Source organism: Pseudomonas sp. SJZ103 (assembly GCF_007828335.1).
GTDB lineage: Bacteria > Pseudomonadota > Gammaproteobacteria > Pseudomonadales > Pseudomonadaceae > Aquipseudomonas.
In genome coordinates this window covers 187,970-201,154 of the sequence record NZ_VIUN01000010.1, presented here as the reverse complement: position 1 = coordinate 201,154, position 13,185 = coordinate 187,970, and the positions used below count along the sequence as shown (strand labels likewise).

The window sequence follows — 13,185 nt, the reverse complement described above, 5'->3', positions numbered from 1 at the left end:
ATTGCAACCTTCTTGAAATCCACCGGATGGTGTTGCATGTCGTCGAAAGAGCCTGATGTATGGTTCCGTTTTGTCAGGGCCCACAGGACGGTCATCCGTGAAATCGAGCGCCGCCTGGCGGCCGCCGACTTGCCGCCTTACGCCTGGTACGACGCACTGTGGGGCCTGGAAAGCGGCCCCGAAGGCACCCGCCGCATGCACGAATTGGCCGATGTGCTGGCCATTGAGCGCTATAACCTCACGCGGCTGGTAGACCGACTGGAAAAGGACGGCCTGGTGGTGCGCTCCCGCTCCGACGGCGATGGCCGCGCGGCCTTTGCGTCGATCACCGACGCCGGCCGAGCGTTGCGCAAGAAAATGTGGAAGATTTACGAAAGTACGGTGGACGAGTTGTTCCTGTCGCAGATCGAGCCGGAGCAACGCCAGGCGTTTGCCGATGCGTTGGAGCGCACTGCCGGGATGGCGATGGAGGCGGGTGTTCAAACCCGTGGTCGACGCAAGTCTGAAACTTGATGCAGATCCAATGTGTGAGGGAGCAAGCCCCCTCCCACATTGGAATGCATTCCCGTCCATTTCGGTGCATGCCTGATTGCAATCGCGCCTCAAAACCCCGGTGCTAAATCCGCATCACGCTGCTACGTTTAATCCTGGAGTGCAGGAACGTCATGACGTCGACATTTTTTCGTCATCACGGCACTTTAGGCTGGCTGTGCAGGTCATTTATCTGCAGCCGCTTTTAATTCAAAACAAGGAGCCCACCATGGACGAATATCAGGAAGAACTGCTGGAGTACCAGGCCTTTGAACTGGATCCTCTGGATCCGGCCGATGACGCCACCGAGCTGTAAGACCGACTTCAGGCGGAATGCCGCTGACTGCGGCGAAATTCCCCTGGGGTCTGGTTGTTCCACCGCCTGAACGCCCGTTGAAACGCCTGGGCCGAGGCAAAACCGAGCAAGTAGGCGATTTCGCCGAACGCCAGTTCCGTATCGCGAATGTAGGTCATGGCCAAGTCGCGACGGGTATCGTTGAGAATTGCGCGAAACTGCGTGCCTTCTTCGGCCAGTTTGCGGCGCAGTGTCCAGGTCGGCAGCTTCAAGCGTGCCGCCACTTCTTCCAGGTCGGGTTCCCGGCCGCCATTGAGCATCGGCCCGAGCAAGCGGGTAATGCGCTCCCGCAGGCTGCGGGTGCGGGTCAGCTGCTCCAACTCGTGTTCACAGAGCTTTAACAACAGCTGCCAGGTGCTCGGGCAATGCTGCGGGTTACGCAGCGCGAGGGTTTGCTGGCTCAGGCGCAGTTGATTGACCTCGGCGCCGAACTGGATCGGGCCATCGCTCAGCACCGCGTACCGTTCGCTGTAGTCCGGCGCTTCAAATTCGATTTCAATCCGCTGCGCCTGTACCGGTTGCTGGGCCAGGCTCGACAGTTGCTGCAGCCAGCCGGCGATGATCGAGTCCACCACGAAGCGGTTGTAGGCGTTATAGGGGCTGATGGAATAGAACCGCAGCCAGGCACCTTCGGCGTCCTCGTGAAAACTCGATTGCCCACGATAGTTGGAACCGTACAGCGCTTCGAAGCGGGTCAGCGTGCGCGCCGCCTCGCGCACGTTGGGCGCCTGGGCGGCGGTGACCCCGGCCAGTCCGGCCTGGCTCAGGCGGCTGAGCTGGCCCATGCGCAGGCCCAGGCCGGGGTCGCCGGTGAGTTGGATGGCCGCATGGCCCAGGCGCATATAACGGGGAATCGACAAGCGTGCACCCGCTTCGGCGAGGCGCGCGGGGTCGAGGCCGTATTGCAGCAGCAGCGGTTGCGGGTCGAGGCCGTGGCTGTGGATTGCGTCGGCCAGGGTGTGCACGAAGCCTACCGACAGATCACCCAGGCGCACCGGCTTCACGGGGTTACAGCCAGATATTCAGCAGGCGCGCGCCACGGGCGTCGCCGTCGGCGCTGATCTGCCCGTTGCTGCTGAGAAAACTGCGCCCGGCCGTGCCCAGGTCCCAGAACTGCCCACGCAGGAATACGCTCATGCCAGCGGTTGCCTGGCTGACGGGGTGTTGGCTGATCAGCGTAAGGCGGCGCCAGGCTTCACCTTCGCTGAGTTCTTCAGGCTTGAGGCTGATTTCCGGCGGCGTGGACACGCTCTTGAAACCGCGCCATGGTCGATCCCAGGTATCGCGACCGAGCACAAAGGCCGGCACCGCGATCAGTTGCGCCCCTTGCTCGTTGAGCTTGCGATAGTTGTCCGGGTACCAGCTGTCACTGCCGACCAACACGCCGAGGCGCCCGGCCGGGGTGTCGACCACGCTGACGACGTTTTCGTCACCAGGTTCGATAAAGCCGCGTTCATCGTAGATCGGATAGAGCTGGCGCTGTGGCTCTCCGATGGGCAAACCATCTGCCGCAAACACCACGCTGGCGTTGTACAAGGCGCCATGGCCGACCTGCAGTTGTCCCTGGCTCACGCTGGGGTTGGGCAAGGCGATGGAACCGGCCACCAGCGTGACGCCAAACTCCTTGGCCAGGCCGCCGAACAGCACCTGATAGTCCCGCGCCATGCCGGGGGCTTTCATACGCAGGTAGGCGTCATCGGTGCGGTTATCGCCGGTGGCGCTGATCCAGGCCCGCGCAAAGAGCAGTGGGTTGCTGACCGACAGCCAGTTCATCGCATCCTTCACGTGCAGCGCCTGGTACACCTCATTTTTTTCACCGGTCAACATCAGCCAGGTGCCGATATGTTCAGGCAGCACTACGATGGTTTTTTCGTTGATCAACCCCTGGTCCCGGGCCTTTTGCAGATAGGCCGAGAGCTTCAGGTGCAGGCGTTCCAGGCTCTGGTAATCAGCCGGAAACAGCTCTGGCTGGATGCCCAGCAGGTTGCCGCGATCAGCAGGCAAGCCTTCATTCACGGCCAGGGTGATGCGCAGGTCCGACAGGTAATGCGCCACGGGGCGCTCCTGGGTCCAGACCAGATACGCGGCGACGGCGGCAACCAGGGCCATGGAGACGGTAAAAGCTAGAAGTTTACGCATGGGGCAACAGACAACAGACCGGGTGCAGGGTTCGCGACTAGGGTAGGGCCCATGCGGCGGCTTGCCAAGGGGTGCTGTGCATTTGGATCAATAACTTGTCAGTTTCAGTCATTGAGCCGTCGTCCACCGCCTCTTAGTCTGTGGGACATAACCCGATGGGGGGCCATTCGAGCCCCCCACGCCCCGTGATGATCCGTTGTGGAGCTTGACCATGACCGCTGCTGCCTACCCGCACCTGCTGGCCCCGTTGGACCTGGGTTTTACCACCTTGCGTAACCGTACCCTGATGGGCTCGATGCACACGGGCCTGGAAGAAAAGCCCGGTGGTTTCGAGCGCATGGCGGCCTACTTTGCCGAGCGTGCCCGGGGCGGCGTGGGGCTGATGGTCACCGGCGGCATTGGCCCAAATGATGAAGGCGGGGTGTATTCCGGCGCGGCCAAGCTCACCACCGAAGAAGAAGCGCAGAAGCACAAGATCGTCACCAAGGCCGTGCATGAGGCGGGCGGCAAGATCTGCATGCAGATCCTCCACGCCGGCCGTTATGCCTACAGCCCCAAACAGGTCGCGCCGAGTGCAATCCAGGCACCGATCAACCCGTTCAAGCCCAAGGAGCTGGACGAGGAAGGCATCGAGAAGCAGATCCAGGATTTTGTCACCTGTTCGCTGCTGGCCCAGGTCGCCGAGTACGACGGCGTGGAAATCATGGGGTCCGAAGGCTACTTCATTAACCAGTTCCTCGCCGCCCACACCAACCACCGCACCGACCGTTGGGGCGGCAGCTACGAAAACCGCATGCGCCTGGCGGTGGAGATCGTGCGCCGCGTGCGTGAAGCGGTGGGCCCGAACTTCATCATTATCTTCCGCCTGTCGATGCTCGACCTGGTGGAAGGCGGCAGCGTCTGGGAAGAAATCGTACAGTTGGCCAAGGCCATCGAGCAGGCGGGCGCGACCATCATCAACACCGGCATCGGCTGGCACGAAGCGCGTATCCCGACCATTGCCACCAAGGTGCCGCGTGGCGCGTTCAGCAAAGTCACGGCCAAATTGCGCGGTGCGGTACAGATCCCGCTGATCACCACCAACCGCATCAACACACCGGAAATCGCCGAGCAGATCCTCGCCGAAGGCGATGCCGACATGGTCTCGATGGCGCGGCCGTTCCTCGCCGACCCCGAGTTCGTCAACAAGGCCGCCGCCGGCCGCGCCGATGAAATCAACACCTGCATCGGCTGCAACCAGGCCTGCCTGGACCACACCTTTGGCGGCAAGTTGACTACCTGCCTGGTCAACCCGCGGGCCTGCTATGAAACCGAACTCAACTACCTGCCGGTCAAGCAGATCAAGAAAATCGCCGTGGTCGGTGCCGGCCCCGCAGGCCTGGCCGCTGCCACAGTGGCGGCTGAGCGTGGCCACCAGGTGACCTTGTTCGATTCGGCCAGTGAGATCGGCGGCCAATTCAATATCGCCAAGCGCGTACCGGGCAAAGAAGAGTTTTTCGAGACCCTGCGCTACTTCAATCGCAAGTTGCAGACCACCCACGTCGAGCTGTGCCTCAACACCCGCGTCGACACCGCACACCTGGTGGCGGGCGGTTATGACGAGATCATCCTGGCCACCGGCATTGCGCCGCGTACGCCGGCGATTCCGGGCGTTGAAAACGCCAAGGTGCTGAGCTACCTGGACGTCATCCTCGAGCGCAAGCCGGTGGGCAAGCGCGTGGCGGTGATCGGCGCCGGCGGCATTGGTTTTGACGTGTCGGAATTCCTCGTGCATGAAGGCGTATCCACCAGCCTCGACCGTGAAGCGTTCTGGAAAGAGTGGGGCATCGACACCCAGTTGCAAGCCCGTGGCGGCGTGGCCGGGATCAAGCCGCAACCCCATGCCCCGGCCCGTGACGTGTTCCTGTTGCAACGCAAGGCTTCCAAGGTCGGCGACGGCCTGGGCAAGACCACCGGTTGGATCCACCGTACCGGCTTGAAGAACAAGCGCGTGCAGATGCTTAACAGCGTCGAATACCTGAAGATCGACGATGACGGCCTGCATATCCGCATCGGCGCCGAGGGTGAGCCGCAGCTGCTGGCCGTGGACAACATCGTCATCTGCGCCGGGCAAGACCCGCTGCGCGAGTTGCAGGATGGCCTGGTCGCCGCAGGGCAGAACGTGCACCTGATCGGCGGCGCCGATGTGGCGGCCGAGCTGGATGCCAAGCGCGCCATCAACCAAGGCTCGCGCCTCGCCGCCGAGCTGTAAGGCGACGCAAGGGGCGGTGTTAGACTACCGCCCCTTTTTCCATGCAGATGCCGCCCGATGGGTCCCTTTGACTGGCTTCCCCACGCCCCCCTTGAAGCCATGCAGCTCGATTGGCTTAATGGCGTCGAGCTGGCCGTGCTGCGCCTGGACCGCATCGACCCGCTGATCAGCGGCAACAAGTGGTTCAAGCTCACCGAGCATCTGGCCCAGGCGCAGCAAGCCCGTGCCCGCGGCATCATCAGCCTTGGCGGCGCTTACTCCAATCATCTGCACGCGCTGGCAGCGGCGGGCAAACGCTTTGGTTTCCCCACTGTCGGCCTGTTGCGCGGCCATCCCCAGGACACACCCACCATCCTCGACCTGAAAGCCTTTGGCATGCACCTGCATTGGTTGGGGTATGGCGGCTATCGCGCGCGCCATGAGCCGGGTTTCTGGTTGCCGTGGCGCGCGCAATATCCCGATCTTTACCCCGTGCCAGAAGGCGGCGGCGGGATGGCCGGGGCGCGGGGATGCGGGGTTTTGGTCGAGCAGGCACGCAGGCAATTGAACACCCTGGGTTGGGCCGATTACGACGCCTGGTGGTTGGCGGCAGGCACCGGTACGACGTTGGCGGGATTGGCGCTGGCGGAGGCGGGCGCGCATCCGGTGTACGGCGCCATGGCGGTACCGGATGATCATGGTGTGGCGCAGAACGTGAGCGCCCTCGTGCAGGGCGGGTATGAGTTGCTGGAAGCCAGTCGGGGTGGCTTTGCCAAGGTTGACCCGCTGTTGCTTGAGTTTATCGACACCACCGAACAGGCCTGCGGTATACCGCTTGAGCCGCTCTATACCGGCAAAGCGTTGCTGGCGTTGAAGCAGCAGGTCGAAGCCGGGCGTTTCGCGCCCGGCACTCGCCTGATCTTCGTGCATACCGGTGGCTTGCAGGGCCGCCGAGGGTTTACAGCCTAGCGCGCTTACCCGGCATCATCCGCAGCGCCGTGTTATCACGCATCACATAGTGATGAAAGATCCCCGCCAACGCATGCAGCCCGATCAGCCAGTAACCGATCTGGCCGAACAGCACATGCCAGCCTTCAATCTCTTTGGCCAGTGCCTTGTTTTCAGCGATCAGCGGCGGCAGCTCGATCCCATAGAACATCACTGAATGTCCCTCGGCACTGACGATCAGCCAACCGGCAATCGGCATGCCGATCATCAAGGCGTACAGCGCGAAGTGCATCAGCGTGGCCAGCAGGCTTTGCCATTGTGGCGGGGCGGGTACGATCTTGGGGGCAACCCCCAGGCTGCGCGCAAACAGGCGCAGCCACACCAGTACAAACACGGTGAGGCCGAACATGAAGTGCATCTCGACGATCAACGTGCGTGCGCCGCTGCCTTTGGGGAACTGGCCGCGTAACTCAATGCAGGCGTACACCACCGCCAGCAGCACCACCATCAACCAGTGCAGCGCAATCGACATGGTGCTGTAGCGCGTATCGGAATTTTTCCACGGCATCGCTGGGTTCCTCACTCATCAGGGCAAACCTTCGTTCTTTGGCGACGAAGTCCTTTTACTGTAAGCCTGTTTTGTGCGGTTTGCCCGACGCGATGCCGTTGTCTTGACCTCTATCAGTAGCTTTGCGGCATTTCACCACGGGCCAGGCGCTGGTTGATGTCGGCGATGACGGCCGGCAGGTCGGTAATGGTGTCGATCAGGTAATGCGGGCGGGAGCCTGCGAACATCGATTCGATGCGCGTGCGTTCGCTGGCCAACGTGGCGCTGTCCAGGGCGCGGAACTGCGCGTAGGTCAGGCCCAGGGCGTTGCCGGAGCAGGTCAGGGCCACGGTCCACATCCCGGCGCGACGGCCTTCGAGGATGCCCGGCACGGTGTCGTCGACCTTGACGCACGCCGCCACATCGTCGATGCCCAGCGCGATCACGTTGGCGAGTGCCTGGGCTGGCCATGGGCGGCCGTTGGGCACTTCGTCGGTGGCGACCACGTGGTCGGCGACGTAGCCGTTTGTGGTGGCCAACGCGACGACCTTGTCCATGACTTGCTTGGGGTAGCCGGAGCAAGAGCCGATCTTGATGCCTTGCACGCGCAACCGGGCGATGGTGTCGAGGGCGCCGGGGATCAGCGCCGAGTGTTCGGCGATCTTCTCGATCTGCAACGGCATGAAGCGCTGGTAGATGGCCGTCACGTCGTCATCGGTAGGCGTGCGACCGAACGCCTGGCGGTAGCGCTCGGCGACTTGCGGCTGGTCGCACAGGGTGCGGATATGGTCCCATTTGCCCATGCCCATCGGGCCACGGGCTTCTTCGATGGAAACCTGCACATCGAACTCGGCGAAGGCCTCGACAAAAATCTGCGTGGGGGCAAAGGAGCCGAAGTCGACCACGGTGCCGGCCCAGTCGAGGATGACGGCCTGGAGGGTGTTGGGGTTTTGATAGTTCATGGTTCAGATCCTGTGGGTAAGGGGCAATCAGATGTCCAACACTTCCATTTCTTCCAGCACCTCGCCGATCGCCTTGACCGCAGCACGCATGCCGGCTGCGTCGACATGGCCGATACAGCCCACGCGGAACGTCTCCACCTGGGTCAATTTGCCGGGGTACAGAATGAAACCCTTGGCCTTGACCCGTTCGTAGAAATCCTTGAACTGGTAGCGCGGGTCTTCTGGTGCATGAAAGGTCACGATGATCGGTGCCTGGATCGCCGCCGGCAGGAAGCTGCGCAGGCCCAGTGCGGCCATGCCGTCGAGTAATGCCTGGCAGTTGTCGGCATAGCGTCGGTGGCGCACGGGCAGGCCGCCTTCTTCCTGGTATTGCAGCAGCGCTTCGTGCAGGGCGGCGACTACATGGGTTGGCGGGGTAAAGCGCCATTGGCCGGTCTTGGTCATGTAGTTGTGCTGGTCGAACAGGTCCATCGCCAGGGAATGGCAGTTGCCCTGAGCGGCGGCCAGCGCCTGTTTGTCGGCGAAGACGAAACCCATGCCCGGCACACCTTCCAGGCACTTGCCCGAGGCGGCGATCAGCGCGTCGAACGGCACCTCGCGGGCATCGATCGGCAGCGCGCCGAATGAGCTCATGGCGTCGATGATCAGGCGCTTGCCGTGGTGTTTGACGACCTGGGCGATCTGCGGCAGCGGGTTGAGGATGCCGGTGCTGGTTTCGCAGTGGATCAACGCAACGTGGGTGATGGCGCTGTCTGCCGCCAGCAGGCGGTCCACATCGGCGGCGGTGGTGGGCTCGTCCTCGGCGGTTTCAAAGGTGCTGAAATCACGGCCGAGCACTTCGCAGATCTTGGCCAGGCGCTTACCGTAGGCGCCGTTGATCAGCACCAGTACCTTGCCGTCACGCGGGACCAGGGTGCCGATGGCGGCTTCGACCGCAAAGGTGCCGCTGCCTTGCAACGGCACGCACTGGTGGCTGCCTTCGCCGTGGAGGATCGCCAGCAATTGCTCGCAAACGCTGGCGGTGAGTTGATTGAAGCGGTCATCCCATGAACCCCAGTCCACCATCATGGCCTGACGGGTGCGGTTCGATGTGGTCAAGGGGCCAGGGGTCAGCAGAATCGGCGCGGCAGGGGGCATCTCAAGTCCTCGCAAGGCATCAGGGGTTGAAGCTACGGCGCCTAAATTGCAGTGTGGCTTGTCATCAATCAAATTGTTTGTTGTTATGCGAGCTATCAGTGAGGCCGATAACTATGAACCTGTTCCAACTGCGCGCATTCGACGCCGTGGCCCGCGAGGGCAGCTTTACCCGTGCCGCAGCACGGCTGTTCATCAGCCAGCCTGCGGTGACCGGGCATATCAAGGCCTTGGAGGAGCACTACCAGATACCGCTGCTGCGGCGCACCGCGCGACGGGTGGAGTTGACCGAGGAGGGCGCGCGGCTGGCAGCGATCACACGGGCCATCTTTGGCCTGGTGGACGAAGCCCAGACGATGCTGGAGGCCAACCGCCAACTGCTGACCGGGCGCCTGGAAGTCGCGGCGGACGGCCCGCACCTGGTGATGCCGATGATTGCCAGCCTGCGCGCGCGCTACCCCGGGATTACCGTCAACCTGCGCCTGGGCAATGCCCAGGAAACCCTGGCTGCGCTGTTGTCCGAGCATGCGGACGTGGCGGTGCTCACCGAAGTGGAGCCGCGCAATGGCCTGCACCTGCAACCGTTGAACGAATCGCGCATTTGCGCATTGGTGCCGGCCAGCCACCCGTGGGCGCAGCAACCCGAGGGTATTCGCCTCGAGCAACTCAACGACGTGATCATGGTGCTGCGCGAGCCCAGTTCCATCACCCGGCGTACCTTCGATGACGCCTGCATGGCCGCGAATGTGCAGCCCAAGGTGCTGCTGGAACTGGACAGCCGCGAGGCGGTGACCGAAGCCGTCGCTGCTGAGTTGGGGGTGGGCGTGGTTTCGTCCATGGAAGTCAGCCCCGACCCGCGCGTGCAGGCCGTGGCGATTGAGGGCGATGGGCTGGTCAACCGGCATACGCTCGGTTGCATGGAGCGGCGCCGTTCGTTGCGCCTGATTCAGGCGTTCTTCGAGTTGGCGCCCTGAGGGTTTTTTGGTGGAACGATGCGTTCTCGCGCTATAAACTCTGCCCCCAAAGCGCCGGCCAGCAGACGTTTCGGCGCGATGTATAGAAGAGAGTGAGTCATGGGCGCACAGTGGAAAGTCAAACATAAAGAAGCGGCAGCCAATGCCAAGGGCAAGATCTTCGGCAAGCTGGTGAAAGAAATCACCATCGCCGCCCGCAACGGTGCCGACACCGCGACCAACGCCCACCTGCGTCTGGTGGTGGAACAGGCCAAAAAGGCCTCGATGCCCAAGGAAACCCTGGACCGTGCCATCAAGAAGGGCGCCGGTCTGCTCGGTGAAACCGTGCAATACCACCGCGTGACCTACGAAGGGTTCGCCCCGCACCAGGTACCGTTGATCGTCGAGTGCGTGACCGACAACATCAACCGCACCGTGGCGGAAATCCGCGTGGCGTTCCGCAAGGGGCAGTTGGGTGCTTCCGGCTCCGTGGCCTGGGATTTCAACCATGTCGGCCTGATCGAAGCCTCGCCGGACACCCCGGATGCCGATCCGGAAATGGCAGCGATTGAAGCCGGTGCGCAGGACTTTGAAGACGGTGAAGAAGAAGGCACCACCCTGTTCATCACCGAAACCACCGACCTGGACGCCGTGCAAAAAGCGTTGCCGGAACAGGGTTTCACCGTGCTGTCGGCCAAGCTGGGCTACATCTCGAAAAACCCGGTAAGCGGCCTGACCGATGAGCAGATGGCTGAAGTCGAAGCCTTCCTCGAAGGCTTGGACAACCACGATGACGTGCAGGACATGTTCGTCGGCCTGGCGGGCTGATTTATCCGCTGAAGAAACGCGATCCAAATGTGGGAGGGGGCAAGTCGAATCGTCGCACCGCTCCTCCCACATTTGCTTAGTGGTGCTGGATGGATTGCAGCAAGGCGTTGATTTCTTCGAAGCTCGGCCGTGCCAACACGTCGGACTGGCAACAGCTTTTCTGCAAATCCAACAGCGCCTCGTCAATCAACCCCGCCTCAACCCGCTCCAGCAATTCCCCCAGCAACACCCCGAACGCGCGCACTTCAATGCGTTGCAATGCTCGCGTTTCCAAGGTGTCTGCCTTGGCATGAAACGACGCCGCGCCAAAGTCCCCGAGCAAACACTCTCCCGCTTCATTCCACAGGATATTGTGGCCATACAGGTCGCCATGGGTAATGCCGTGCCGGTGCAAATGCGCGGCCACGGAGGCGATGCCCCGGGCCATGCGCAAGGCTGTGACGACGCTGAAGCGGGTGGTGGGGTCGTAGACGTCGCGGGTGCACGAGGCCAGGCTCGGCAGGGCGGCGAGGTTGCGGTAGCTCGGGTCGATCAGGTCCATGACCAACGCGGCCTGACCCTCAGGGGCACCCACCACGCGGCCTTGCACCTTGATCAGGTTAGGGTGCAACCCGGCGGCGATGCAGGCCTGCATTTCGTGCAGCGGCGAGCCGTCGCTGGTGATCGTGCCTTTGTACAGCTTGACGGCGACGGGCTTGGCCGTGGGGACCCACAGGGCCTTGCGAATCACCCCCGAGGCACCTTCGCCCAGCACGTCGGCCAGTTCCAGTTCCGTCCAGGGAATATCCGCTGTCGCGTCGTCCGCCCCCCCATCCACAGCCATTTCTACCGGGTTGCCCGCATAGGCCAGCCACGTCAGGCTCGGCAGCGTCAACAGCCATTCGGGCAGGCGCGTGAGGCGGTTGGAGGCGATGCGGATCAGCTCCAGGTTGCTGCAGTTGGCCAGGCTTTCCGGCAACTGCGTCAGTTGGTTCCCGGCGAGCATCAGTTTCTGCAGCAGCGGCCGCTCGCCCAACTCGCGGGGTAACTGGCTGATGCGGTTGTCGGTGAGGATCAGCCAGCGTAGCAACGGTGGCAGCGCGGCGGCGTGCACGTGGCTGATCTGGTTGGCCTTGAAGCCGATCATGCTCAGTTTGGCGCACTGGCCCAGGCATTCCGGCAGTTCGGTAAAGGCGTTGTCCGAACAGAACAGCACGCGCAGGTGCGGCAGGCGGTGCAGGTCGTCGGGCAGGCGGCTCAGGGCGTTGCCGCTGAGGTTGAGGATTTCCAGGGAGTCGGCCAGCCCGAAGATTTCCTCAGGGAATTCGGTGAGCCCGCAGGACAGGTCCAGGCGCGTAATGCCGGCCAATTGGCCGGCCTTGAGTTGGGCGAGGGTATTCATCAACGGCGCGGTCACTCGGCAAGGGGGGCGTAAATGGCGCTCATGATACCGGGTCGCGCACCCGTTGCGGGTTGGCCTGTTGCAATTGGCTCAGGCGGCTGGCAGTGCGCGCCAGGTCGATGGCCTGGCCGCTCATTGCCTGTGCCAGCGGTTGTTCGCCGATCAGGATCAGGTGCTTGTCCTTGTCGTAAAGCACGTCCACCAGGTTGATAAAACGCTGCTGCACGGCGATCGGACACTCTGCCAGGTGGGGCAGGCCGTCGATGACCCAGTGATCGAACGCCTCGCACAGCAACAGGTAGTCCATCACCGCCGTCAGCTGTTCGCACAGGTCGTTGAAGGTGAATACGATGGTGCGGGCTTGATGCTGGCGGCAGATCAATCTCCGGTTGCCCACCGTCAGCGTCTGCGTCGGGCCGCCGCTGACAGGCAGGTCGAGCGCCGCACGCTGGGCCTGCGTGCCCGGCCACAGGTAACAGCCGGTGGTAAAGCGCTGCACGGCCTGGGCCTGGGGCAGGCTGCGAAAGTCCTCGGGCGAACTGACTTCCAGCACGTCCATACGCGCGGCAATCAAGTCGATCACCGGCTTGAAACGTTCGTGGTACAGCGGGTTGGGCAACAGCCCTTCGGGTGGATAGTTGGAGGTCACCAGCACCCACACGCCACGCTGGAACAGGGCCTTGAACAGCCGGGTAATCAGCATGGCATCGCCGATGTCGTGCACGTGGAACTCGTCGAAACACAGCACGCGGCAGCCGTCGAGCAGTTCGTCCAGGGTCATGGCCAATGCATCGTCCGTCGCCTGGTGCGTGAACATACGGCGGTGCAGTTGGGCGAAAAACTCATGGAAATGCACGCGTTGCTTTTCGGCGATGGGCAGCGCCTGGAAGAAACCGTCCAGCAGCCAGCTTTTGCCGCGCCCCACCGGGCCGTGCAGGTACAGGCTGCGGGTAGGCTGGCTGGCGAGCAGGTGCTGGGTCTGGCGCGCCATGGCGGTGATGGCCTGGGTTTGGCCAGCACTGAGGGTGTAACCCAGTTGCCGGGCTTTGTCCTGAAAGAACGTCTGGATGGGCGTGTCGTCCAGTGTGTCGGTTTTTTTACCGAACAAACGACGGATAAGGGGGAGCACGGCCAATGCGAGTCACTCTGTAGTGCGGTGGTCGCTTACTTTAGGGCG

Annotated in this window: 13 protein-coding genes; 6 read left to right on the top strand and 7 right to left on the bottom strand. The window is 62.7% G+C overall.

What is annotated here, in order from left to right; translation table 11 throughout:
- The first annotated feature begins 36 nt into the window (after positions 1-36).
- Together FBY10_RS21365 and FBY10_RS21360 are read left to right on the top strand one after the other, a co-directional pair.
- Positions 37-513 (top strand): MarR family winged helix-turn-helix transcriptional regulator, encoded by a 477-nt coding sequence (locus tag FBY10_RS21365; RefSeq protein WP_131698132.1) that lies wholly within the window; start codon positions 37-39, stop codon positions 511-513.
- A gap of 76 nt (positions 514-589) precedes the next feature.
- Entirely contained in the window at positions 590-847 is a 258-nt protein-coding gene (locus tag FBY10_RS21360) for a hypothetical protein (protein ID WP_145337611.1), read from the top strand.
- An 8-nt stretch (positions 848-855) separates the two neighbouring features.
- Here FBY10_RS21360 and FBY10_RS21355 read toward each other — a convergent pair whose 3' ends face one another.
- Positions 856-1,890 (bottom strand): AraC family transcriptional regulator, encoded by a 1,035-nt coding sequence (locus FBY10_RS21355; protein WP_145337612.1) that lies wholly within the window; start codon positions 1,888-1,890, stop codon positions 856-858.
- 4 nt (positions 1,891-1,894) lie between these two features.
- On the bottom strand, positions 1,895-3,025 hold the full coding sequence (locus tag FBY10_RS21350; RefSeq protein WP_145337613.1) for a carbon-nitrogen hydrolase family protein: 1,131 nt from the start codon (positions 3,023-3,025) through the stop codon (positions 1,895-1,897).
- Between the two features lie 211 nt (positions 3,026-3,236).
- On the opposite strand from FBY10_RS21350, the gene FBY10_RS21345 reads away from it, so the two are divergent.
- Both FBY10_RS21345 and FBY10_RS21340 read left to right on the top strand, forming a co-directional pair.
- On the top strand, positions 3,237-5,276 hold the full coding sequence (locus FBY10_RS21345) for an NADPH-dependent 2,4-dienoyl-CoA reductase (protein WP_131698128.1): 2,040 nt from the start codon (positions 3,237-3,239) through the stop codon (positions 5,274-5,276).
- Between the two features lie 57 nt (positions 5,277-5,333).
- Positions 5,334-6,224, top strand: coding sequence for a 1-aminocyclopropane-1-carboxylate deaminase/D-cysteine desulfhydrase (locus FBY10_RS21340; RefSeq protein ID WP_145337614.1), 891 nt, complete (start codon positions 5,334-5,336; stop codon positions 6,222-6,224).
- Here FBY10_RS21340 and FBY10_RS21335 read toward each other — a convergent pair.
- The 3 genes from FBY10_RS21335 to FBY10_RS21325 form a co-directional block, all read right to left on the bottom strand.
- Entirely contained in the window at positions 6,214-6,771 is a 558-nt protein-coding gene (locus tag FBY10_RS21335; protein WP_131698126.1) for a cytochrome b, read from the bottom strand. The genes FBY10_RS21340 and FBY10_RS21335 overlap by 11 nt on opposite strands.
- Before the next feature lie 113 nt (positions 6,772-6,884).
- Positions 6,885-7,712, bottom strand: a complete 828-nt coding sequence (gene phnX / locus FBY10_RS21330) for a phosphonoacetaldehyde hydrolase (RefSeq protein ID WP_145337615.1) — start codon at positions 7,710-7,712, stop codon at positions 6,885-6,887.
- A gap of 27 nt (positions 7,713-7,739) precedes the next feature.
- Positions 7,740-8,849, bottom strand: a complete 1,110-nt coding sequence (locus FBY10_RS21325; protein ID WP_145337616.1) for a 2-aminoethylphosphonate--pyruvate transaminase — start codon at positions 8,847-8,849, stop codon at positions 7,740-7,742.
- Positions 8,850-8,962: 113 nt separating this feature from the next.
- Between FBY10_RS21325 and FBY10_RS21320 the strand changes: the two genes are divergently transcribed.
- Entirely contained in the window at positions 8,963-9,820 is an 858-nt protein-coding gene (locus tag FBY10_RS21320; RefSeq protein ID WP_145337617.1) for a LysR substrate-binding domain-containing protein, read from the top strand.
- 99 nt (positions 9,821-9,919) lie between these two features.
- Entirely contained in the window at positions 9,920-10,627 is a 708-nt protein-coding gene (locus tag FBY10_RS21315; protein ID WP_131698122.1) for a YebC/PmpR family DNA-binding transcriptional regulator, read from the top strand.
- Between the two features lie 76 nt (positions 10,628-10,703).
- Here the strand turns inward: FBY10_RS21315 and FBY10_RS21310 are convergent, their stop codons facing one another.
- A complete protein-coding gene (locus FBY10_RS21310) occupies positions 10,704-12,008 on the bottom strand; it encodes a protein kinase (protein WP_145337618.1) in 1,305 nt (434 codons plus the stop codon).
- Between the two features lie 40 nt (positions 12,009-12,048).
- Complete coding sequence (gene zapE, locus FBY10_RS21305; RefSeq protein ID WP_145337619.1) at positions 12,049-13,143, bottom strand: cell division protein ZapE; 1,095 nt, start codon at positions 13,141-13,143, stop codon at positions 12,049-12,051.
- Positions 13,144-13,185 lie beyond the last annotated feature (42 nt).

Excerpts from the sequence above, each read along its gene's own strand:
- FBY10_RS21365 (WP_131698132.1), top strand. The coding sequence starts at position 37 with ATGTCGTCGAAAGAGCCTGATGTATGGTTCCGTTTTGTCAGGGCCCAC.
- FBY10_RS21350 (WP_145337613.1), bottom strand. The coding sequence starts at position 3,025 with ATGCGTAAACTTCTAGCTTTTACCGTCTCCATGGCCCTGGTTGCCGCC.
- FBY10_RS21345 (WP_131698128.1), top strand. The coding sequence starts at position 3,237 with ATGACCGCTGCTGCCTACCCGCACCTGCTGGCCCCGTTGGACCTGGGT.
- FBY10_RS21340 (WP_145337614.1), top strand. The coding sequence starts at position 5,334 with ATGGGTCCCTTTGACTGGCTTCCCCACGCCCCCCTTGAAGCCATGCAG.
- FBY10_RS21335 (WP_131698126.1), bottom strand. The coding sequence starts at position 6,771 with ATGCCGTGGAAAAATTCCGATACGCGCTACAGCACCATGTCGATTGCG.
- phnX (WP_145337615.1), bottom strand. The coding sequence starts at position 7,712 with ATGAACTATCAAAACCCCAACACCCTCCAGGCCGTCATCCTCGACTGG.
- FBY10_RS21325 (WP_145337616.1), bottom strand. The coding sequence starts at position 8,849 with ATGCCCCCTGCCGCGCCGATTCTGCTGACCCCTGGCCCCTTGACCACA.
- FBY10_RS21320 (WP_145337617.1), top strand. The coding sequence starts at position 8,963 with ATGAACCTGTTCCAACTGCGCGCATTCGACGCCGTGGCCCGCGAGGGC.
- FBY10_RS21315 (WP_131698122.1), top strand. The coding sequence starts at position 9,920 with ATGGGCGCACAGTGGAAAGTCAAACATAAAGAAGCGGCAGCCAATGCC.
- FBY10_RS21310 (WP_145337618.1), bottom strand. The coding sequence starts at position 12,008 with ATGAATACCCTCGCCCAACTCAAGGCCGGCCAATTGGCCGGCATTACG.